The sequence below is a fragment of the Pseudomonas sp. MCal1 genome, assembly GCF_026341415.1.
GTDB lineage: Bacteria > Pseudomonadota > Gammaproteobacteria > Pseudomonadales > Pseudomonadaceae > Aquipseudomonas.
The window spans coordinates 555,239-576,942 of the sequence record NZ_JAKUMP010000002.1 but is presented as its reverse complement, the minus strand read 5'-3'; the positions used below and the strand labels follow the sequence as shown (position 1 = coordinate 576,942).

Sequence of the window (21,704 nt, the reverse complement as noted above, 5' to 3'; positions counted from 1 at the left end):
CGTGGGAATGCCTCAATGGACGCTCTGCGTCCGCTTTGGGACGCGGAGCGTCCCGGGCTGCATTCCCACGCAGAGCGCGGGAACGATCATGGCAGGCTCAGTCTTCTTTTTTCATCAACCCGGCCAGCGCCGCAAACGGGTTATGCGTGGCCTTGGCGATTTTCGGCGTGCTCAGCGAGCCTTCGCCGAAGTACTGCTGGTCGGTGTAGCGCGAGTGTTCGTTGTCGTGGCAGTACAGGCACAGCAGTTCCCAGTTGGAACCATCCTGCGGGTTGTTGTCGTGGTTGTGGTCGCGGTGGTGCACGGTCAATTCGCTCAGGCGCTTGCCGGAAAACTCACGGGCGCAGCGGCCACACACGTGCGGGTACATCTTCAGGGCCTTGTCGCGGTAGCCCATTTCCTTGTCGCGCTGGTTGTCGGCAAGGATGCGATCCAGCTTCGAAGTGTTGGTCGGGGTGGACGAACTCATGGGTTCACCTTTGCAGAAGACTAATGACGGTTATGAGGCAAGTTTAGCTCAGCCCTTGAGCTTCTCGGCAATCCAGATCGTGTGGCGCGTGCCTTTGTTGCCGTGGGCAAAGACCTGCACTTCCTCGGCCTTGAAACCGGCCTTGCGCAATTTGTCGGAAAACTGCCGGTCAGCGCTGGCCGACCACACCGCGAGCACGCCTTTGGGCCGCATCGCCTTGGCGCAAGCGGCAAGACCGGCGGCGGAATACAGCCAACTGTTGGCCTTCTGGGTCAGGCCTTCGGGGCCGTTGTCGACGTCGAGCATGATCGCGTCGAAGCCATTCGGCTCGCTTTGCAGCACCTTGGCCACGTCTTCCTGACGAATCACCGTGCGCGGATCGAGCAGCGGACGTCCGGACTTTTCTCCGAGCGGGCCACGGTTCCACTCGACCACGCCAGGCACCAGCTCGGCGACCACCACTTCGGCGCTCTTGCCCAGATGCTTGAGTGCGCAGGCGAGGGTGAAGCCCATGCCCAGGCCGCCGATCAGCACCCGCGAGTTCGGCCGACCAGCGACCTTGCGGCACGGGATCTCGGCCAGCGCGTCTTCGGAACCGTGCATGCGGGTGTTCATCAATGGGCCGCCGTCGCCGCCCTGGATCTTGATGACGAAGTCCTCGCCATACTCGAACAGGCACAGGGCACCGCCGTTGTCAGGGATCGGCGTGGTGTCGAGCAGAACGAAACGTTTCATGGAAATCTCTACAGGGGGGAAGGCAAGCCGGCGCGTTGGGAGTAGCCTGAAGGCAGACTTCAGGCCAACGGAGCCCTTGATGAAGCGCACCATTCTAACGGCCATTACCCTGGCCGCGCTCTCGATAACTGCCGTACAGGCGCAACAGACGATTCCCGTCAGCCCGACACCGCAACCGGGCTCGCCCGGTACTGCGACGCCAACCCCGTATCCGCAGATCAGCCCGGTGCCGATTCCCAAGGCCGGCCCCGGCAGTGGCGGCCCGCCGCTGGTGCCGATCGAAATGCCCAGCCCGCCGACCAAGGATCAGCCATTGCCGGGCCTGGAACAGACCGACAGCAAACCCAAATCCCCGGGAGGCTAGATCTGCTGGGCGGCGAGTTGTCCGTCGGCCATGCGCAGGCGTTTGGACAGGGAAACGGCGAGGGCGCGGATGATCTTGGCGGCAATCTTCGGCGCGTCGTTGAGCATTTTTTCCAGCGAATCCTTGCCGAGATTGAGCAACTGACAGTTGCTCGCCGCGACGCAAGTCGCCGAACGGCGCTCACCGTCGAGCACGGCCATTTCGCCGAACGCCCGGCCGCTGCGCAGGGTAGCCATGGTCACGACCTGGCCGTCGCCGCCGGTTTTCTGCACGGCCACCTGGCCGGTGTGGATGATGCACATGAAACTGCCGGCATCGCCTTCGCGAAAGATCGCTTCACCTTCAGCCACGGTGCTGATGCTGAAGTAGCCCGACGCGGCGGCGAAATCCGCCAGTTGCAATTGATCGAACAGGCCGCAGTCCATCAGCCAGTCGCGGATTTCGTTGTTCAGTAGAGTGGGTTCTGACATGTCGTCACAATCTTTTTGTTTTCACAGGTTGCAGGCACTACACGGATCGTTGTGGGAGCGAGCTTGCTCCCACAATGGGATCTGTGGTGTATCGACCGCCGGGGTCTGGAATTAAGACCCAAGTGACCGGCGGAGTTCCTCAGGCAATGCCCAGAACCTTGAAAACAAATGCATATTCGAGCGCTACGTCACGTAATCCCTGATAACGCCCGCTCATCCCGCCATGGCCGGCGCCAAGTTCGGTCTTGAGCAGCAGCAGATTGTCATCGGTCTTGGTTGCGCGCAGCTTCGCGACCCACTTGGCGGCTTCCCAGTACTGCACGCGGCTGTCGTTGTAACCGGCGATCACCAGTGTCGCGGGATAAGCCTGGGCGGTGACGTTTTCGTATGGCGCGTAAGCCTTGATCCGCTCGTAGACCTCCGGCTCTTCGGGATTGCCCCACTCGTCGTATTCAGTGACGGTCAACGGCAGGTCCGGGTCGAGCATGGTATTGAGCACATCGACGAACGGCACTTCGGCAATCGCCACGCCGAACAGATCCGGACGCTGGTTGAGCACCGCGCCGATCAGCAGTCCTCCGGCACTGCCGCCGCTGATCGCCAGTTGTGGTGCGGTGGTGATGCCGTTGAGGATCAGGAATTCGGCGCAGGCAATGAAGTCGCTGAAGGTGTTGTGCTTGTGCTCCTGCTTGCCGGCGCGGTACCAGGACTCGCCCAGTTCGCCGCCGCCACGCACGTGGGCGATGGCGAATGCCATGCCGCGATCCAGCAGGCTCAGGCGAGCGTGGGAGAACCACGGATCGAGGCTCGAACCGTAGGCGCCGTACCCGTACAGGTACAGCGGCACTGCTTTGCCGACCATTTCCCGTTTCATCACCACACTGATCGGCACCTGGGTGCCGTCCGGCGCAGTGGCCCACAGGCGTTGGCTGACGTAGGCGTCGGCGTCGAACGGACCGAGCACCGGGGTTTCCTTGAGCACGGTCTGTTCGCCGGTGGCGAGAATCAGTTGCCGAACCTGAGCCGGACGGTTCAGCGCTTCATAGCGCAGGCGAATGCGGTCGCTTTCGAACTCCAGGCTGTTTTGCACGTAGAGACTGTAGGCCGCGTCCGGCAATTGCACGCGATAAGGCGCCAGACCGTGTGGGCGAACTTCGATGATCGGCAGACCACCTTCGCGCAGGCTCAGGGTCAGGGCTTCGGCGTTGAGGGTCACGCCATCGAGCATCACCGAATCGCTGTGCGGGATCAGGTTCTGCCAGTCGGCTTCGCTCGGTGCGATGCCGGTGTCCGGCGCCTGATACAGGGCGAAGTTGATGCCGTCGCGGTTGGTGCGGATGAACCAGGTCCATTCGCCATCGAGTTTGCCGTGGTCGACGTCGTACTCGTGATCCTCGACCCGTGGCGCCAGGCAAGTGAACGGTTGGTGCGGCTGATTGGCGTCCAGCGCCCAGACTTCGCTGGTGGTCTTGCTGCCAAGCGACAGCAGCAATTGCTGTTCGGAGCTGGCGCGGTAGCAATGCAGGAAGAAGCGCCCGTCCGGTTCGTGGAACACCTCTTCGGCCGCAGTACCGTCGAGGCGATAGCGGAACAGCTTGTGCGGGCGATGGGTATCGTCGAGCACACCGAAAAACAGTGTCAGGCTGTCATTGGCCCACGTCATGCTGCCGTCGCAGTCCTGGAATTCCAGTTCGCTGACGCGTTCGCTGGATAATTCCTTCACGAACAGCGTGTAAATCTCGTCGCCCGAGGCATCGACGCTGTAGGCCAGGCGCTGGTGATCCGGGCTGATGCTGAACGCGCCGAGGGAGAAAAAGCCGCCGTTGGCCAGTGCGTTCGGGTCGAGCAGCAGCTGTTCGCGGCTTTCGTCGAGGGTCAGGCTGTCGTCGGCCGGGCGTGGGCAACGGTAGTGACGGGCGTATTCGTCACCTGCAGTGGTGCGGGTGTAATACAGATACGGGCCCCATGGCGACGGCAGGGACAGGTCGGTTTCGAGGATCCGGCCCTTGATCTCCTCGAACAGGGTTTCGCGCAACTCTGCCTGATCGGCGGTCTGCGCCTGTTGATAGTCGTTTTCAGCCTTGAGGTAGTCGAGCACCGCGTCGGTGTCGCGTTCCTGCAGCCAGGCGTACGGGTCGTGACCGGCAGCCTTGTGGGCAATCGGGGCGCTGATGACGTTGGCGGATACGGGCATGGAAAGCTCTCGGACATGACAAATAAGGGCCGCACGGACGGCGGGGAAGCCTGACGTGCGAAAAGTCGTTACTATAAGCGCCTCTTTGCCTGCCTTGCCATGGACACCATGACCGAGAACGACTATCTGATCGCCTGGGGCCTTTACGCCTTTGCCGCCGTGGGCTGCCTGCTGGTGTGGATGCGCATGACCCGCTGGATGTGGCGCTGGTTGCGCGAGCCGCTGCGTGTATTGATGGCGGTGTTGCTGTTCAGCCCGACCATCATTGACCCGGTAAAGGAAAAATTCGCCCCGGCCATCGCCATCACCGTGCTGGATCTGGCGTTCAAGGTCGGCAACAACGCCTGGCGCGCGATTTCCGAACTGCTCATGTACGCCATGATCGCGTTCGGCCTGTACCTGATTTTCGTGCTGATCCGCTTCCCGATCGAGCGCGCTTCGAACGCTCGCAAGGAGCAGGCCGAAGCCGCTCGCGCAGCCGCCCGTGCCGAAGATGAGCGTGACGGCGATCAACCGTTCGGCGGCGCCGGCGATGATCGTTATGGCCGCCCACCGCTGCCGAGCAATCCGCAGCGTCGGCGCGTCGAGCCGCGTCTGTAATCACGAGAGTCCGCACATGTGTGAATTACTGGGCATGAGTGCCAACGTGCCGACCGACATCGTGTTCAGCTTCACCGGGCTGATGCAGCGCGGTGGTCGCACCGGTCCGCATCGCGATGGCTGGGGTATCGGTTTCTATGAAGGGCGCGGCTTGCGCCTGTTCCAGGACCCGGCGGCCAGCAGCGAATCGGAAGTGGCCAATCTGGTGCAGCGCTATCCGATCAAGAGCGAAGTGGTCATCGGTCATATCCGTCAGGCCAACGTCGGCAAGGTCTGCCTGTCCAACACCCACCCGTTCGTCCGCGAACTGTGGGGGCGCAACTGGTGCTTCGCGCACAACGGCCAGCTCGCCGATTTCTCCCCGATCAAGAGTTTCTACCGCCCGGTCGGCGATACCGACAGTGAAGCGGCGTTCTGCGATTTGCTCAACCGCGTACGTGCAGCGTTTCCGGAACCGGTCGATATCGAAGCGCTGCTGCCGGATCTGGTCGCGGCCTGCGCCGAGTACCGCAGTAAAGGCGTGTTCAACTGCCTGCTCAGCGACGGCGACTGGCTGTTCTGCTATTGCTCGACCAAACTGGCACAGATCACCCGTCGCGCACCGTTCGGCCCGGCGCGGCTCAAGGACGTCGATGTGATTGTCGACTTCCAGGCCGAAACCACGCCCAACGACGTGGTCACGGTGATTGCCACCGAACCCTTGACCGAAAACGAAACCTGGACCCGCTATGAGCCGGGCCAATGGAGCCTGTGGCGACGCGGCGAATGCGTCAGCCAGGGCACGACCGAATAAGGATTTCCCCGAATGTTGCTCAGTTATCTACGGCTGGTGTTGTTTGCGGCGGGCCTGTTGATCGGTGTCCAGGTGCCCGGCTTCATCAACGATTACGCCAAGCGGGTCGAAGCGCACCTGATCGAGGCGCAGACCGGTCTGCGCGGTTTCCAGGGCACCGCCGAGCAGTTTTTCAAGGGTGATATCCAGGCGCTGGTCGCTCACTATCGCGCCAGCGAAGACCCGGTGTTTCGCAGCGATGCCGACAGCCTGAGCACTTTGCTCAATCGCCAGCTGGCGCTGGACAAGCAATTCCAGGCGATGCAAGGCCCGTGGTACATCCGCTTCCTGCAAGTGGTGCTGGCCGCCGACCCGGACATCCGCAAGGAAACCTGGAACGGCTATAGCTACCAGATCCTGCTGACGCCGGAAGCGATGATCTGGGGCATGAGCGGCGCGTTGCTGCTGTCGTTCGGCCTTGAATGCCTGTTTCGTCTGATCGACTGGGTGGTGCTGGGCGGCAAGCGCCTGCGCCAGAGCCGGCCGATCGAAGACCGGGATGTGCGCGGGCTCTGAGCCTTATGAAGATCGTTCCCGCGTCGAGGCGTCGAAACGTCCGCGTGGGAACGATCAACTCAGAACGATGTAATCCGTGCCGACCTTGCGCGCGTACCCCCCCAACACCTGCTGACACAGCGTCACAATCTCCTCGACCCATTCCACGCCCACCCGCCACGACACCACCACCTGCAGATTCGGCGGGCGCTGTTCGATGTCGAGCAGGGTCAGTTCGCCCCGCGCTAGCTCCTCGGCCACCAGCACCGGCGGCAATGCGCCAATGCCGAACCCGTCGCGTAACAGCCGGGTGATCGCCGACACCGAATTCACACAGTTCAACCTTGGCGCCAACACGCCCTGGGCTTGCATCAGCGCCAGAATGTCCTGATGTGGCCGGGAGTTTTTCGAGTAGGTGATGATCCGCTCCTGCGCCAGGTCGGCGAGGCTTTGGTAGTCGCGGTTGTAGATCGAGTTACTGGCCACGATCCAGCCGATGGGGTGGCTGGCCAGTTCCAGGCTGCGCACGCTTTCATGGCGCACCAGATCGGTTTGCAGGATCAGATCGAGAAAGCCTTTTTGCAGCTGATCGCAGAGGTTCAGCGAGGTATCCGCCACCAGCTCGATTTCCACCCGTGGGTACAGATCGGTCATCTGCGCCACCAGCGGGCTGAGCCAGGTGTGAATGACCGTGTCCATCACGCCGATGCGCACCCGGCCGACCTTGCTCGATCGGGTCTCGATCGACTGCTTCAGCGCCTGCATCGTGTCGAGCATCTGCTCGGCATAGTCGAGCACTTTCAAACCTTCGGGCGTCAGGCTGACGCCGCGTGAATCACGCACAAACAGCTTCACCCCGAGCTCGCCTTCGAGCACCGCGATCCGGCTCGAGATCGAGGCCTGAGTGGTGAACAGCTTGTCGGCGGTCAGGCGAAAACTTTTCAGCCGGGCGACCCAGACGAAGGTTTCGAGAAACTTCAGGTTCATGGCAACAAATTTTTCTTATGTCTTGGGCGGGTTTTTATTCGTTGGACGCGACCGGGTGACGCACCCAAGAATCGACGCATCCGGTTCCCACGATAGGCGTCGTCGGAGCTTCGAACAAGACCAATAAAAGCCTGCGGAGACATGCCATGAGTGCGCCCGACACCCTCGACCTCCCCAAGACCACGGCCCGTCCCGGCCCGTTCGACTGGTATCGCAACATCAATCAGCAGGAGCGCCGGACGTTCTGGAGCTGCAAGATCGGCTACGGTCTGGACGGCATGGACACCCAGATGCTCAGCTTCGTGGTGCCGACCCTGATCGCGATGTGGGGCATCACCACCGGTGAGGCCGGGTTGATTCACACCAGCACGCTGATCGCCTCGGCCATCGGCGGTTGGGTGGCGGGGATTCTCTCCGACCGCATCGGCCGCGTGCGCACCCTGCAACTGACGGTGCTGTGGTTCGCCTTTTTCACTTTCCTCTGCGGTTTCGCCCAGAACTACGAACAACTGCTGATCGCCCGCACCCTGATGGGCTTCGGTTTCGGCGGCGAATGGACCGCCGGCGCGGTGCTGATCGGTGAAGTGATCCGCGCCAAGGATCGTGGTAAAGCGGTCGGTATGGTGCAATCCGGCTGGGCGCTGGGTTGGGGGCTGACGGCGATTCTGTATGCGCTGCTGTTCTCGGTGTTGCCGCCGGAAGACGCCTGGCGCGCACTGTTCATCCTTGGCATTGTGCCGGCGGTGTTCGTGATTTTCGTCCGGCGTCTGGTGAAAGATCCGGAGATCTACCGCGAAGCCAAGGCCAGACAAACCCCGGAAAGCCCTTCGAAGTTCTACGAGATCTTCGCCCCCGGCATGCTCTTCACCACGATCCGCGCCTCGCTGCTGACCACCGGCGCCCTCGGCGGTTACTACGCAATCACTTCCTGGCTGCCGACTTTTCTGAAGAATGAACGCGGCTTAAGCGTACTCGGCACCGGCGGTTATCTGGCGATGGTGATCATCGGTTCCTACGCCGGCTATGTGATCAGCGCCTATTTGACCGACCTGTTGGGGCGCAAGAAGAACTTCATCCTGTTCGCGGTCGGCTCGTTCACCATCGTTCTGCTCTATACCCAATTGCCGGTCAGCAACGGCGTGATGTTGTGGCTGGGCTTCCCGCTGGGCTTCTTTGCTTCGGGGATTTTCAGTGGCATGGGCGCGTTTCTAACCGAGCTGTTTCCGACCCGGATTCGCGGGTCGGGGCAGGGCTTCTGCTACAACATCGGCCGGGCGCTGGCGGCGTTGTTTCCGCTGCTGATCGGGCTGCTCAGCCAGAAAGTACCGCTGAGTGTAGGCATCGGTGCCTTCGCGGCAGTGTCCTACGGCGTGGTGATTCTCGCGGCGTTGAGCCTGCCGGAAACCCGTGGCAAACAACTGGACGCGCAGTAACTGATAACCTGCGGGGCACTGTCTGTCCCACGGCAAAAAAAGAAAAGAACTACAGGAGTGTTCACCGTGAGCCGCCTGCTATTGAACTGTGACATCGGCGAGAGCTTCGGCAGCTGGACCATGGGTCTGGACGCGGAGGTCATGCCCTTCATCGATTGCGCCAACATTGCCTGCGGTTTCCACGCCGGCGATCCGGGCATCATGCGCAAGACCGTCAGCCTGGCCCTGAGCCATGGCGTGCAGATCGGCGCGCATCCGGCCTATCAGGATCTGGTGGGGTTCGGCCGACGTTCCATGGCCTACACCGCCCAGGAACTGCAAGACATCCTGCATTACCAGATCGGGGCCCTGGACGGCATTTGCCGCGCTCAGGGTGGCAAAGTCAGTTACGTCAAACCCCACGGCGCGATGTACAACGACATGATGGCCAACCCGGCGCAGTTGCGAGCGGTGATTCAGGCTGTCGCGGCTTACGACCGCAGCTTGCCGCTGATGCTGATGGCCACCCGCGACAACACGGCCGCGCAACAGCTCGGCGATGAATACGGCGTGACCCTGTGGTTCGAAGCCTTCGCCGACCGCGCCTACGACAGCGCCGGCCGACTGGTCTCGCGGCAGCTGCCGGGTGCGGTGCACCACGATTCCGAAACCATCATCGGGCAAGCGCTGACCATCGCCCGTGGCGACAACCTCACCGCCAGCGACGGCAGCGCGCTGCACCTGCAAGCCAACACGTTGTGCGTCCACGGTGACAACGCCAGTTCAGTGGCCGCCGTGCAACGCATTCGTCAGGCCCTGAACGAGCAGAGCGCGCCATGAATCCGCGGGTGGAAGTGGTGGCGCTGGATTGCCTGATGCTGCGCCTGTTCGATGAAATCGCCGAAACCAACATGCCGTGGATGCTCGCCGCCAGTGAGCGCTTACGCACAGTGTTCGGCGAAAAACTGATCGATCTGGTGCCCTCGTACACCACGTTGATGGTGCATTACGACCTGACCGGATTGAATCCGAATCAGGCTCGGGAGTTGATTGCCGAAGCGCTGATCGACCTGTCGCCGAATGCGCGCACCGGCGGCCAGTGTCATATGCTGCCGGTCTGGTACGACCTGAGTGTCGGCCCGGAACTGAGCTTGCTGTCGCAACGCAGCGGTTTGTCGGTGGAAGAAGTGATTCGCCGTCACAGTGCTCGGGAATATCAGGTGTTCGCGCTCGGTTTTGCACCGGGGTTTGCCTTTATGGGGCTGGTGGAAGAAGTCCTCGCGGCACCGCGTCTGAATACCCCACGCAAGAAAGTCGCCGCCGGCAGCGTCGGCATTGCCGAACGGCAGACAGCGGCGTATCCGGTGGTGTCCCCCGGTGGCTGGAACCTGATCGGTCGCACACCGGCAAAACTGTTCGACCGCGAGCGCGATGGCTACAGCCTGATGCAGCCCGGCGATACCGTGCGTTTCGAAGCAGTGAGCCACGCCGAATTCATCCGTCTTGGCGGTGACGACACGCCTCTGGAGGCCTTGGCATGAGCCGACTGACAATTGAGGCGAGTACGCCGCTGTGCCTGTTACAGGACGCCGGGCGGTTTGGCGTGCGCCATCTGGGCGTGACCCAGGGCGGCGCGGCCGACTGGCGGTCGATGGCCTGGGCCAACTGGCTGCTGGGCAACGGGCTGGATTTGCCGGTGATCGAAATCACCCTCGGCGGTTTTACGGTGGTGGCTGAAGAAGATTGCCTGCTGGCATTGGCGGGTGCCGATCTTGGCGCGCAGATCGACGGTGAGGCGTTGGCGCCGTGGCGCAGTTTCAAACTGCGCAAAGGGCAGACCTTGAAGTTCACCCAGCCGTTGCTGGGCGCGCGGGCCTATCTGGCGGCGCCCGGCGGGTTCAGTGCGCCGAAAGTGCTGGGCAGCAGTGCCACGGTGGTCCGTGAGGAGCTGGGTGGTCTCGATGGTTTCGGCTTGCCATTGGCCAAGGGCGCCTCGCTGAGTTATCAGGGCGAAACCCTATTGATGCGTGAGGTTCCGGCACAGCATCTACCGGACCTGCGCCTCGACGCGCCGCTCGATCTGGTACTCGGCGCGCAGATCGGTCAGTTCAGCGGGCAGAGCCTGTTCGATGCATTCAACAGGGCCTGGACGCTGGACAGTCGTGCCGATCGCATGGGCATCCGCCTGTTGGGGACGGCGTTGCGGTATCAGGGCAAGCCGATGATTTCCGAGGGCATTCCGCTGGGCGCGGTGCAGGTGCCGCCGGATGGGCAGCCGATCGTGTTGCTCAATGACCGGCAGACCATTGGCGGTTATCCGCGACTGGGCGCGTTGACGCCGTTGGCACTGGCGCGTCTGGCACAGTGTCTGCCGGGAGCGATGGTCAGATTGCGCCCGGTGGTGCAGGAAGTGGCACATCGGGAACACGTCGAGTATCTGAAGCGATTTATCGACCGCTGAAAGCATCGTCGGAACGCCGCCCGAAGCAAGCCCGCTCCCACAGTGTTCGAGATGTACACGAAATTCATGTACACCACCGATACCTGTGGGAGCGGGCTTGCCCGCGATAGCGTCAGTGCAGGCAGCCGATTATTTGGACAAAAACCGCATCCCTTCTTCCAGACCGCGCAACGTCAGCGGATACATCTGATCCTCGATCAAGTCCCGAACGATATTGGTCGACGATGTGTAGCCCCACGTATCTTTCGGATAAGGATTGATCCAGATGAGCTTCTTGTACTTCTCCATGAAGCGCTGCATCCACACGTAACCCGGCTCTTCGTTCCAGTGCTCGACGCTGCCGCCGGCCTGGGTGATTTCATAGGGTGCCATCGCGGCGTCACCGATGAAGATCACTTTGTAGTCGGCACCGTACTTGTGCAGCAGATCCTGGGTCGACGTGCGCTCGGAGGTGCGGCGCATGTTGTTCTTCCACACCGATTCATAAATGAAGTTGTGGAAGTAGAAATACTCCAGGTGCTTGAACTCGGTCTTGCAGGCCGAGAACAGTTCCTCGCAGATCTTCACGTGGGCGTCCATCGAACCGCCGATGTCGAACAGCAGCAACAGCTTCACCGTGTTGCGCCGTTCCGGGCGCATCTGGATGTTCAGCAGGCCGGCGTCCTTGGCGGTGTGGTCGATGGTGCCGTCGATATCCAGCTCTTCCGCTGCGCCCTGGCGAGCGAATTTGCGCAGGCGGCGCAGGGCGACCTTGATGTTGCGGGTACCCAGCTCCACAGAGTCGTCGAGGTTTTTGTACTCGCGTTGATCCCAGACTTTCACCGCTTTGCCCTGGCGCTTGCCGGCATCGCCGACCCGGATGCCTTCCGGGTTGAAACCGCCGGAGCCGAACGGACTGGTGCCGCCGGTGCCGATCCATTTGTTGCCGCCGGCGTGGCGCTCCTTCTGTTCTTCCAGGCGTTTCTTGAACTCTTCGATCAGCTTGTCCAGACCGCCGAGGGACTGGATCTGCGCGCGTTCCTCGTCGGTCAGCGAGCGCTCGAACTCCTTGCGTAGCCAGTCTTCGGGGATCAGCGCCTGCAAGTGATCGTCGAGCTTTTCCAGGCCATTGAAGTAGGCACCGAACGCGCGGTCGAACTTGTCGAAATGCCGTTCGTCCTTCACCAGGATCGCCCGGGACAAGTAGTAGAACTCGTCCATGTCAGCGAAAGTCACGCGCTGTTTCAGCGCGTTGATCAGGTCGAGCAACTCGCGCACCGACACCGGCACCTTGGCTGCACGCATTTCATTGAACAGGTTGAGCAACATGGCGTCAGCCTCTTAACGGGTGCCGCGACGGCTCATGAACGCCAGGCGCTCAAGCAGTTGCACGTCCTGTTCGTTCTTTACCAGCGCACCGGCCAGCGGCGGGATGGCTTTGGTCGGATCGCGCTCGCGCAGCACGGCTTCGCCGATGTTGTCGGCCATCAGCAGTTTCAGCCAGTCCACCAGCTCGGAGGTCGATGGCTTCTTCTTCAGGCCCGGCACCTTGCGCACGTCGAAGAACACGTCCAGCGCTTCGCTGACCAGATCCTTCTTGATGTCCGGGTAGTGCACATCGACGATTTTCTGCAGGGTGGTGCGGTCGGGGAAGGCGATGTAGTGGAAGAAGCAGCGGCGCAGGAACGCGTCCGGCAGCTCTTTCTCGTTGTTGGAGGTAATGATGATGATCGGACGCTTCTTGGCTTTGATGGTCTCGTCGATCTCGTAAACGTAGAACTCCATCTTGTCGAGTTCTTGCAGCAGGTCGTTGGGGAACTCGATGTCGGCCTTGTCGATTTCGTCGATCAGCAGAATGACGCGTTCTTCGGACTCGAACGCTTCCCAGAGCTTGCCCTTCTTCAGGTAGTTGCGCACGTCGTGGACTTTTTCATTGCCCAGCTGCGAGTCGCGCAGACGGCTGACCGCATCGTATTCGTACAAGCCCTGATGGGCCTTGGTGGTGGATTTGATGTGCCAGGTGATCAGCTTGGCGCCGAACGATTCGGCCAGTTGCTCGGCGAGCATGGTCTTGCCGGTGCCCGGTTCGCCCTTGACCAGCAGCGGCCGCTCCAGGGTGATGGCGGCGTTGACCGCCAGCTTCAGGTCATCGGTGGCGACGTAGGCCTGGGTGCCTTCGAACTTCATCTGCTAATCCTCGAACGGTAACGCCGACCTGAACGGGCAGGGCGGGGGCGAAATAATCGGATGCCCGACTATAACGCGCGGCCCGGTCAACTGTGAACGCAGACGGCTTATTCAGTCTCTGAATGGGGCGTCACATGTTGACTCGGTTTCAGCCGAGGGCCAGTTGAACAAGTGCGCTAACCCGCATCCGGCTTCGGCCGTTCATACCGCGCATTGAACGCCTGGATGAATCCATTGCGCAAAATCTGCAAAAACGCTTCGAATGCGCTGATATCTTGCTGGTGCACGCTGCCGCTGAGTTCGACCCGGGTGGCGAACTGGTTCTTGCCCTGGTTTTTCAGCACGGTTTCGGTGCCACCGACCAATGCTTCCCAGATCGAGCGGAAGATCCCCTTGTTCTTGTTCTCGACATCCTGCTGCCAGTTGAATACGTCGACGTCGCGCAGCAGCGGTTTGATGTAGCCCTTGAGTTGGCCGTTGGTGGCGGCGGCTTCGATGACCACGTCGCCGTGGCCGGCGTTGAAGTCGAATTTGCCGTAGGCCGAGGCGAAGTCGTTCATGCGCTTGAGTTCGATGTCCCGGGCCCGCAGGCGAAATTCGAAGTCTTCGAAGTTGCTCAACGGGTCGAAGGTGGCGCTGGTTTCCAGCGGCGCATGGCCCAACAGCAGGGCTTTGCCTTCGAAGCTAGCGTCACGCTTGCCTTCCTTGTCGACCACGTTGGTCAGGTTGTAAATGCTGGCATCGACATTGGTCGCATTCATGTTTACCGGTGGTTTGGAGTTGAAGTTGCGAAAGCTGATACGGCCATCGTTGATCTGCACCTCGTCGAGGGTGATCGGCAGCAATTTGCTCAACTGCTCGCGCCAGTCGGTGCCTTGACCGGTCTGGGAGCTCTGCTTGTTGGCGCCGCCATCAACGAAGTTCACCTGAGGTTTGAAGAATTTCACCTGCGCCACGACAGCATGGTCATACCAAAGCGAGTGCCAACTGACAGACAGGTCGATAACCGGCGCATCGACGAATGGCACCGGTACCTTGCCGTCGGCCTTGACGATTTTCAGGCCATTGATCTTGTACGCGCCGCGCCAGAGCGCCAGGTCGACGTCGGTGATCTGGCCGCGGTAGTCGCCCATGTTGGCCAGTTTGTCATTCAAGTAATCACGCACGAGGTAGGGCAGGGCGATGTGCAGGGCGACCAGTAATACAACGAGAGTGGCGAAAATCCACAATGGCCAACGGTAGCGACGCTTCATGGCAGCAAATTCCGAACGGTGTAAAGCGATTGACTGCCGCTTGCCGCAGACGTTCGGCCCGACTGGACTGAGAAGGGCAACAGGCTTACCTTGGAGCGCTGAATTCAACGCTGCACAAGGACCCAGCCATGAGCCGTATTTTTGCTGACAACGCCCATTCCATCGGCAACACGCCGCTGGTGCAGATCAACCGCATCGCGCCCCGTGGCGTGACCATTCTGGCCAAGATCGAAGGTCGCAACCCGGGCTACTCGGTCAAGTGCCGGATCGGCGCCAACATGATCTGGGACGCCGAAAGCAGCGGCAAACTCAAGCCGGGCATGACCATCGTCGAGCCGACCTCCGGCAATACCGGCATCGGTCTGGCTTTCGTGGCTGCCGCTCGTGGTTACAAATTGCTGCTGACCATGCCGGCCTCGATGAGTATCGAGCGACGCAAGGTGCTCAAGGCGCTGGGCGCCGAGCTGGTGTTGACCGAGCCCGCCAAGGGCATGAAGGGTGCCATCGAAAAGGCCGCGGAGATCGTTGCCAGCGATGCGGGCAAATATTTCATGCCGGCCCAGTTCGACAACCCGGCCAACCCGGCCATCCACGAAAAAACCACCGGCCCGGAAATCTGGAACGACACCGATGGCGCCGTTGATGTGCTGGTGGCGGGCGTCGGTACCGGCGGAACCATTACTGGTGTGTCGCGGTATATCAAGAATACGGCGGGCAAACCGATTCTGTCGGTGGCAGTGGAACCGGCGTCTTCTCCGGTGATCACCCAGGCGCTGGCAGGCGAAGAAATCAAGCCGAGCCCACACAAGATTCAGGGCATCGGTGCCGGCTTTGTGCCGAAGAACCTTGATCTGTCGATGGTTGACCGGGTCGAGCTGGTGACCGATGACGAGTCCAAGGCCATGGCCCTGCGCCTGATGCAGGAAGAGGGGATCCTGTGCGGGATTTCCTGCGGTGCGGCCATGTCGGTGGCGGTGCGCCTGGCGGAAACCCCGGAAATGCAGGGCAAGACCATTGTCGTGGTGCTGCCCGATTCCGGTGAACGCTATCTGTCGAGCATGTTGTTCAGTGATCTGTTCACCGATCAGGAAAACCAGCAGTAAGTGGCGCGTTGATTCAGGTCAGCCAGGGTTCAGGATTGTTATGTTAAGAAATGCTTTGTTGCGCAATTCTTAACACTGAATCTTGGGTCGGGCGGGTTTTTCCCGGAGCCGGTAGTGTTTATCATGGCCGGCCGCCATCTCGGGCAAATGACATGGCGTGGCGTTGTCTTATTTCAAGGAGTTGTTGATGACCTTTTCGTTAGCCGCCAAGGTGTCGGTGTTGCTGCTGTTTGTGGGCAGCATCCTCTACGTGCATTTGCGCGGCAAGGCGCGTTTGCCGGTGCTGCGTCAGTTCGTCAACCATTCGGCGCTGTTCGCACCCTACAACGCCTTGATGTACCTGTTCTCGGGCGTGCCATCCAAACCGTATCTGGATCGCAGCAAGTTTCCGGAACTGGACGTGTTGCGCGATAACTGGGAAACCATTCGCGACGAGGCCATGCACCTGTTCGACGAGGGCTATATTCGCGCCGCCGAGAAGAACAACGATGCCGGTTTTGGTTCGTTCTTCAAGAAGGGCTGGAAGCGTTTCTACCTCAAGTGGTACGACAAACCGCTGCCATCGGCCGAAACCCTGTGCCCGAAAACCGTGGCGCTGGTCAGTGCCATCCCCAACGTCAAAGGCGCGATGTTTGCGTTGTTGCCGGGGGGCAGTCATTTGAACCCGCACCGCGATCCGTTCGCCGGTTCCCTGCGTTATCATCTGGGCCTGTCGACGCCGAACTCCGACGATTGCCGGATTTTTGTCGACGGTCAGGTCTACGCCTGGCGCGACGGTGAAGACGTGATGTTCGATGAAACCTACGTGCACTGGGTCAAGAACGAAACCGAACAGACCCGGGTGATCCTGTTCTGCGACATCGAACGTCCGCTGAGCAATCGTCTCATGACCCGCATCAACCGCTTCATCAGCGCCTGGTTGGGCCGTGCCACGGCACCGCAGAACCTCGACGACGAGCGCGTCGGCGGGATCAATCAGGCTTACGCGTGGAGCAAGAACTTCAGCGACAAGTTCAGCGGTAAGGTCAAACAGTGGAAACGCCGCAATCCAAAGGCCTACCGCGTGATGCGGCCGGTGCTGGCGGTGGTGGTGCTGACGTTGCTGGGGTATTGGCTGTTTGGTTGAGGCTGGATTTGAAAACATGAAACCGCTCCTTGTGAGCGGTTTTTTATTTTTTCTGAATCAGGGACGGCCCGCCAGCAAGCTTGGTTCATCGATGGCGGTGCCGGTTGCAATGATCTGTAAGAGCCGCCTTTGACTGGCTGTCAGCCCCGTCAGATTAGAATCCTCCCTCATTGCATGCGCTTTTTTCTTTCTGGGGGACTTTTTTATTTCTTTACGCATGTTCCCACCTTGGTTGATCAATATTTGAGCGTTTTTCACAATACTAGGCTCCCTACTGTTTTGACAAGACGGCCCTCGTTATCCAAACCAAAGCCGAGTTGTTCGTAAATTGGTATTGCTCCCTGGAATGGTTCTTGAACCTCGATCAAGCTGCTTCCAATGATGCGGGCGTATTGCTCTATGACCAGAACGGATAACGGTGCAACACGGTTCTTCAATGGATGAGTTTCTGTGGGCCGCCCCTCCAGTCGTACGATTCGAATGCGTTGCCGACTTTTATTCGGGTTGGCAAAGCAAAGTCCGCACAGTTCGGATTCAAACCAGATCGCGATGTCGAGAGCGAGAGGTTCGCGCGATTTCCATCCAATGACTTCTTCCCATGAAAAATGCGGGCTCTTCCAACACTCGAAAGCACTCAGCGCCAACGAGTCGATGGGTTCGAAACGTATTTTCGAAAGGTCAAGTGTTGTGGGGCCAGCCATCTCCAGGTCAGTCTGGAGTTGAGTCGTGGCAAGACGGGCAAGCTTCCTGGCTTGCGATTTATACAACTGATACCGCAGATGATTGCGTTCCCTTGGCATATGATTTCGAGCATTCCATGTCTCCCCATCAGTGGGTGTAGCCGTTGCTCGACAGACTATTCAGCTCTCGTCCACCCGTCGCTGGAGGCCCTTTGCCCAAAACGTTGCAATCCATGTCGCGGGCTGGTTATAGTCGGCGCTCGTGAGTCGCACGACTCACTGTCCAACCCTCCAAAAAAGATCAGCCCAGATGCCTGCATCCCCCATCAACGCGGTAGTCGATTCAGCGGTCAACGCTGGCGTCGTGCCGTGCGGGAATCAGCAGCCTGTGCAGATCAGTCATTACCCTCCACCTGTCAGTAGCACGCCGGTGTGCGCAGTCGTATCACCGCCGGGCGTTGGTGTATCGGGCTGATTGGCGTTTTCTGCTGACCCCTGTGCCCGCCTGAAAAAACCTACTGAATTTCAGCTTCGGCTGAGTTGGCTATTTGCCTGACTACAGGTGGTATTCATGTTTGTCCTTTCGAAAAAGTCCGCGCTCGCGGCCGCGTCCACGAGCCTGTTCGTTCTGCTGTGGAGCAGCGGGGCGATCTTCTCCAAATGGGGCCTGGCCCACGCTTCACCGTTTGCCTTTCTGCTGATGCGTTTTGTGATTGCGCTGTGCGGACTGGTGCTGTTGGTGCCGTTGCTCAAGTTGAAGTTGCCCAAGGGCGGCAAGCCGATGCTGTACGCGATGGCCACCGGCGTGGTGCTGTTGGGTGCCTATCAGATCTTCTATTTGCTGGCGCTGGACCTGAAGGTCACCCCCGGCGTGATGGCGACCATCATGGGCGTGCAGCCGATCCTAACGGTGGTGATCATGGAGCGGCAGCGCTCGGTGAGCCGGATGTTCGGTCTGGCACTGGGATTGGCCGGTCTGATCATGGTGGTTTATCAAGGCATCGGCCTGGCCGGCATGTCGCTGGCGGGGATGCTGTTCGGTCTGCTCGCGCTGGCAAGCATGACCTTCGGCTCGATCATGCAGAAACGCATCACCGACAATCCCCTCGGCACGCTGCCGGTGCAGTACCTGGCCGGTCTGCTGCTGTGCGGGATATTCGTGCCGTTCCAGCCATTTCACTTCGAGCACAGCGTCGGTTTCATCGTGCCGGTGTTGTGGATGGGACTGGTGGTGTCCGTGCTGGCGACGTTGCTGCTGTACCGGCTGATCGCCCGGGGCAATCTGGTGAATGTCACCAGTCTGTTCTATCTGGTGCCGGCCGTGACGGCGGTGATGGATTACCTGATTTTCGGTAATCGCCTGGCCGCGTTAAGCGTACTGGGGATGCTGTTGATCATCGTCGGTCTGGTGTTCGTGTTCCGTAAATCGGCTTAACCGCCGCGCATGAAAAAGGCCCGGGAGGAAACTTCCGGGCCTTTGTGCGTCTGCCAGTCAGCGGGTGGCGATTTCTGCCGACTTCACCGCCGCGGGTTTCAACACCAGCCACAGCGCAACCGCGATCAACACCCCGCCATACACGTGGGCCATCGACAGCGGTTCATCGAGAAACAGCGCCCCCCACAACACGCCGAACGGCGGAATCATGAAGGTCACGGTCATCGACTTCACCGGCCCGATGGAACTCAGCAGGCGGAAGTAAATGATGTAGGCAAACGCCGTGCAGCCCAGACCCAGGCCCAGCAGCGACAGCCAGACATTCCAGCCACCCCAGCTCACCGGCGGCGCAGTGATGACGCTGTAACCGAACAGCGGCAACAGAAACAGGGTCGCACCGAGCATGCTGCCCAGCGCCGACAGACGACTGTCGAGCCCGCCGGCCTGATCCAGCCAGCGTCGGGCAAGGAACCCGGCGAAGCCATAGCAGGTGGTTGCGAGCAGGCAGGCCACCGCGCCCATCAGCAGGTGCAGATCGAACGCGACCGGGCCGGCGCGGGTCAGCACGCCCACCCCGAGCAGACCGAGGAACACGCCGGCGAGTTTGGCCAGCGTGAGTTTTTCACTGAAGAACAATCCGCCGATCAACACCCCCATCAATGGCGTGGTGGCGTTGAAGATCGCCGAATACCCGGCGGGCAGAACCTGAGCGGCGACGGAGTACATGGTTGCCGGGAGGCCCGAGTTGATAACACCCAGCAGCATCACGGTCTTGAGTTTGCCTTTGAAATCCCAACTGATGCGCATCAGACCGAGGATCACCAGCAGGCCGACGGCGGCAATCGAAACGCGGAAGAATCCGGTCGGAACCGTACCGATCGCGGGGGCGATGATGCGCATGAACAGGAAGCTTGCGCCCCAGATGGCAGCCAGCGACAACATGCGGAAAATATCGACAGGGCTCACGGGCCACTCCTTCCTTGATCGGGACGAGAGTGTTGCCGAGGGCCCCGGCGATGGCAACCGTTAATCAGGCATTTAATGTTCTGATCAGATCACGAAACGCGTCACGAGGCCGTTGAGGTCGACGGCCAGCCGCGACAGTTCCTGACTGGCGGCAGACGTCTGGGTGGCGCCGGCAGCGGTCTGGGTCGACAGATCGCGGATGGTCACCAGATTTTCGTCGACTTCCCGGGCCACCAGCGCCTGTTGCTCGGCGGCGCTGGCGATGACCAGATTGCGCTGGTTGATCTGCGAGATCGACGCGGTGATTTTCTCCAGTGCATGGCCGGCGCTGTTGGCCCGGCGCAGGGTTTGGCTGGCCTGCTCGGCGCTGTTTTGCAATGCATCGACGGTGGCTCCGGTGCCTTGCTGGATGCTGCTGATCATCAGCTCGATTTCTTCGGTGGAGTTCTGCGTGCGCTGGGCCAGCGAGCGAACCTCGTCGGCGACTACCGCAAACCCGCGTCCGGCCTCACCGGCCCGCGCCGCTTCAATGGCCGCGTTCAGGGCCAACAGATTGGTCTGCCCGGCGATGCCGCGAATCACCTCCAGAACCTTACTGATGTCCTGGGCCTGAGTCGCAAGGCCCTCGGCCTGTTCGGAGGCGCCGAGCACGGCGCTGACCAGTTCCTGAATCGAACTGATGGTCTCACTGACCTGCACATGCCCGTGCTTGCTGTCCTCGTTCGAGGCTTCGGACGCCTCGGCGCTGGACACCGCATTGGCGGCCACTTCATCGACCGCCGTGCTCATTTCAGTGACCGCCGTGGCGGCCTGCTCGATCTGGTCGTTCTGCTGTTGCAGGCCGCGGGTGCTCTGTTCCATCACCGAACTCATTTCCTCGGCGGCGGAGGCCAGTTGTTGGGCCGACTCGCTGATGCCGCGAATGGTCGAGCGCAGATTGCCCTGCATTTCGGCCAGCGCCGTGAGCAACTGCGCCGCTTCGTCCCGGCCGTCACTGTCGATGCGACCGCTGAGGTCTCCCGAAGCAATTCGCCGTGCCACGTTCAGCGCCTGATTGATCGGCGCGGTGATGCTGCGTGTCAGCAGCCAGGCCAGCAGTAACGTGGCAATCAGGGCGATGACGATGATCGTGGCGACGATCCACAGCGCCTGCTGATACATCGCCGCTGCGGACTTGGCCGCGGCATCCGCGCCCTGCTGATTGAGGGTGATCATCTGCTCCAGGGTTTTGTCGAGCACCGTGCCCTGCGGCGCCAGTTCATTGTTCAGGCGCGTGTAGGCCTGTTCGTTCTGTCCGGCGTCGATCTGTTTGATGATCTGGTCGAGGATGCTCAAGTACTTGGCCGTATCGGCGCTCAGACCTTCCAGCATCGTCTGTTCCTGATCGCTGGTGATCAGGGCTTTGTGGTCGTCGAGGCGCTTGAGCAGTTCCTGGCGTTGCACGGTAAGCAGGCCCTTGCTGCGTTCGCGAACGGCCGCCTGGGTGCTGGTGATCAGGCGCAGGGATTCGAGACGGATGCTGGCGATGTTCGCCGCTGTGTCATGGATGCTTTCGATGCTGGGCATCCACGACTCCTCGATCACCGCAGCGCTCTCGCGCAGGGTTTTCATCTGGCCCAGCCCGAACAGGCCGACCACCACCAGCAGACTGGCCAGAACGGCAAAACACAAACTGGCGCGCAAACCGATACGCAGATTCCGGATAGACATCAATGTGCTCCTTAGGATGAGAGAGAGGATGTCCTCGTGAACCGAGGATCTTGTTGTGAGGCGGGTAATGGCGGGGTGTATATCAAAGTGCCATCATCTTGGTAAGGCCGGACTGATATTCGAGGCCGCACGAAGTCGGCAGGCGTGGTCAATCAGGGAAAGCCGCGAACTAGAGATGTCGCTGAGCAATTGGATCCCAACCCCAACGAAACCGCGGGCTGGCGCCGGGATGGTCAGAGAGCGGTG

23 protein-coding genes are annotated in these 21,704 nt (G+C 60.6%); 11 read left to right on the top strand and 12 right to left on the bottom strand.

All coding sequences use genetic code 11. The annotated features are described in order from the left end of the window. Nucleotides 1-97 precede the first annotated feature (97 nt). Nucleotides 98-469 (bottom strand): YajD family HNH nuclease, encoded by a 372-nt coding sequence (locus MKZ87_RS05880; protein ID WP_007944009.1) that lies wholly within the window; start codon nt 467-469, stop codon nt 98-100. Between the two features lie 48 nt (nt 470-517). Beyond that, entirely contained in the window at nt 518-1,204 is a 687-nt protein-coding gene (locus MKZ87_RS05875; RefSeq protein ID WP_266200401.1) for a hypothetical protein, read from the bottom strand. 79 nt (nt 1,205-1,283) lie between these two features. Here MKZ87_RS05875 and MKZ87_RS05870 point away from each other — a divergent pair, with 79 nt between their 5' ends. Continuing rightward, entirely contained in the window at nt 1,284-1,568 is a 285-nt protein-coding gene (locus MKZ87_RS05870; protein ID WP_085700621.1) for a hypothetical protein, read from the top strand. Here MKZ87_RS05870 and MKZ87_RS05865 read toward each other — a convergent pair. Beyond that, entirely contained in the window at nt 1,565-2,038 is a 474-nt protein-coding gene (locus tag MKZ87_RS05865) for a cyclic nucleotide-binding domain-containing protein (RefSeq protein ID WP_007956482.1), read from the bottom strand. The genes MKZ87_RS05870 and MKZ87_RS05865 overlap by 4 nt on opposite strands. Before the next feature lie 139 nt (nt 2,039-2,177). Further along, nucleotides 2,178-4,232 carry a S9 family peptidase gene (locus MKZ87_RS05860; protein ID WP_266200400.1) on the bottom strand — a complete coding sequence of 685 codons (2,055 nt, stop codon included), beginning with the start codon at nt 4,230-4,232 and terminating at the stop codon, nt 2,178-2,180. 99 nt (nt 4,233-4,331) lie between these two features. Here MKZ87_RS05860 and MKZ87_RS05855 point away from each other — a divergent pair, with 99 nt between their 5' ends. Genes MKZ87_RS05855 through MKZ87_RS05845 form a run of 3 tightly spaced genes read left to right on the top strand, consistent with a single transcriptional unit; the run spans nt 4,332 to nt 6,180 of the window. Then, nucleotides 4,332-4,832, top strand: coding sequence for an MFS transporter (locus MKZ87_RS05855; protein ID WP_085700623.1), 501 nt, complete (start codon nt 4,332-4,334; stop codon nt 4,830-4,832). A gap of 16 nt (nt 4,833-4,848) precedes the next feature. Beyond that, entirely contained in the window at nt 4,849-5,625 is a 777-nt protein-coding gene (locus MKZ87_RS05850; protein WP_266200399.1) for a class II glutamine amidotransferase, read from the top strand. 12 nt (nt 5,626-5,637) lie between these two features. After that, nucleotides 5,638-6,180 carry a DUF2937 family protein gene (locus tag MKZ87_RS05845; protein WP_007956487.1) on the top strand — a complete coding sequence of 181 codons (543 nt, stop codon included), beginning with the start codon at nt 5,638-5,640 and terminating at the stop codon, nt 6,178-6,180. 54 nt (nt 6,181-6,234) lie between these two features. On the opposite strand, the gene MKZ87_RS05840 is transcribed toward MKZ87_RS05845, so the two are convergent. Continuing rightward, nucleotides 6,235-7,146 (bottom strand): LysR family transcriptional regulator, encoded by a 912-nt coding sequence (locus MKZ87_RS05840; RefSeq protein ID WP_266200398.1) that lies wholly within the window; start codon nt 7,144-7,146, stop codon nt 6,235-6,237. Nucleotides 7,147-7,292: 146 nt separating this feature from the next. On the opposite strand from MKZ87_RS05840, the gene MKZ87_RS05835 reads away from it, so the two are divergent. From MKZ87_RS05835 to MKZ87_RS05820, 4 genes are all read left to right on the top strand, one after another. Continuing rightward, nucleotides 7,293-8,579: an MFS transporter gene (locus tag MKZ87_RS05835; protein WP_266200397.1), complete on the top strand. Its 1,287-nt coding sequence runs from the start codon at nt 7,293-7,295 to the stop codon at nt 8,577-8,579. Nucleotides 8,580-8,645: 66 nt separating this feature from the next. Continuing rightward, on the top strand, nt 8,646-9,398 hold the full coding sequence (locus MKZ87_RS05830) for a 5-oxoprolinase subunit PxpA (RefSeq protein ID WP_085605606.1): 753 nt from the start codon (nt 8,646-8,648) through the stop codon (nt 9,396-9,398). Continuing rightward, nucleotides 9,395-10,099 (top strand): 5-oxoprolinase subunit B family protein, encoded by a 705-nt coding sequence (locus tag MKZ87_RS05825; RefSeq protein ID WP_266200396.1) that lies wholly within the window; start codon nt 9,395-9,397, stop codon nt 10,097-10,099. The genes MKZ87_RS05830 and MKZ87_RS05825 overlap by 4 nt, the downstream gene beginning before the upstream one ends. Then, a complete protein-coding gene (locus tag MKZ87_RS05820) occupies nt 10,096-11,019 on the top strand; it encodes a biotin-dependent carboxyltransferase family protein (protein WP_266200395.1) in 924 nt (307 codons plus the stop codon). Before MKZ87_RS05825 ends, MKZ87_RS05820 begins: the two co-directional genes overlap by 4 nt. Nucleotides 11,020-11,148: 129 nt before the next feature. On the opposite strand, the gene MKZ87_RS05815 is transcribed toward MKZ87_RS05820, so the two are convergent. From MKZ87_RS05815 to MKZ87_RS05805, 3 genes are all read right to left on the bottom strand, one after another. Next, nucleotides 11,149-12,327 (bottom strand): vWA domain-containing protein, encoded by a 1,179-nt coding sequence (locus MKZ87_RS05815; protein WP_007956512.1) that lies wholly within the window; start codon nt 12,325-12,327, stop codon nt 11,149-11,151. A 12-nt stretch (nt 12,328-12,339) separates the two neighbouring features. Further along, a complete protein-coding gene (locus tag MKZ87_RS05810; RefSeq protein ID WP_007911294.1) occupies nt 12,340-13,185 on the bottom strand; it encodes an AAA family ATPase in 846 nt (281 codons plus the stop codon). Nucleotides 13,186-13,361: 176 nt separating this feature from the next. Then, nucleotides 13,362-14,438, bottom strand: coding sequence for a DUF748 domain-containing protein (locus MKZ87_RS05805; RefSeq protein ID WP_085703806.1), 1,077 nt, complete (start codon nt 14,436-14,438; stop codon nt 13,362-13,364). A 128-nt stretch (nt 14,439-14,566) separates the two neighbouring features. Here MKZ87_RS05805 and cysK point away from each other — a divergent pair, with 128 nt between their 5' ends. Continuing rightward, nucleotides 14,567-15,541, top strand: coding sequence for a cysteine synthase A (cysK, locus tag MKZ87_RS05800; RefSeq protein WP_085703805.1), 975 nt, complete (start codon nt 14,567-14,569; stop codon nt 15,539-15,541). A gap of 187 nt (nt 15,542-15,728) precedes the next feature. Next, a complete protein-coding gene (locus MKZ87_RS05795) occupies nt 15,729-16,667 on the top strand; it encodes an aspartyl/asparaginyl beta-hydroxylase domain-containing protein (protein ID WP_085700631.1) in 939 nt (312 codons plus the stop codon). A 57-nt stretch (nt 16,668-16,724) separates the two neighbouring features. Here MKZ87_RS05795 and MKZ87_RS05790 read toward each other — a convergent pair whose 3' ends face one another. Together MKZ87_RS05790 and MKZ87_RS05785 are read right to left on the bottom strand one after the other, a co-directional pair. Beyond that, nucleotides 16,725-16,886 carry a hypothetical protein gene (locus MKZ87_RS05790; protein ID WP_266200394.1) on the bottom strand — a complete coding sequence of 54 codons (162 nt, stop codon included), beginning with the start codon at nt 16,884-16,886 and terminating at the stop codon, nt 16,725-16,727. A gap of 35 nt (nt 16,887-16,921) precedes the next feature. Next, nucleotides 16,922-17,467, bottom strand: coding sequence for a hypothetical protein (locus MKZ87_RS05785; RefSeq protein ID WP_266200393.1), 546 nt, complete (start codon nt 17,465-17,467; stop codon nt 16,922-16,924). Between the two features lie 451 nt (nt 17,468-17,918). Here MKZ87_RS05785 and MKZ87_RS05780 point away from each other — a divergent pair, with 451 nt between their 5' ends. Then, the gene (locus tag MKZ87_RS05780; RefSeq protein WP_085700634.1) at nt 17,919-18,782 is read left to right on the top strand and encodes a DMT family transporter; all 864 of its coding nucleotides are present in this window, start codon (nt 17,919-17,921) and stop codon (nt 18,780-18,782) included. A gap of 57 nt (nt 18,783-18,839) precedes the next feature. Here the strand turns inward: MKZ87_RS05780 and MKZ87_RS05775 are convergent, their stop codons facing one another. Together MKZ87_RS05775 and MKZ87_RS05770 are read right to left on the bottom strand one after the other, a co-directional pair. Continuing rightward, complete coding sequence (locus MKZ87_RS05775; RefSeq protein ID WP_085703801.1) at nt 18,840-19,748, bottom strand: DMT family transporter; 909 nt, start codon at nt 19,746-19,748, stop codon at nt 18,840-18,842. 84 nt (nt 19,749-19,832) lie between these two features. Further along, a complete protein-coding gene (locus tag MKZ87_RS05770) occupies nt 19,833-21,458 on the bottom strand; it encodes a methyl-accepting chemotaxis protein (protein ID WP_085700636.1) in 1,626 nt (541 codons plus the stop codon). Nucleotides 21,459-21,704 lie beyond the last annotated feature (246 nt).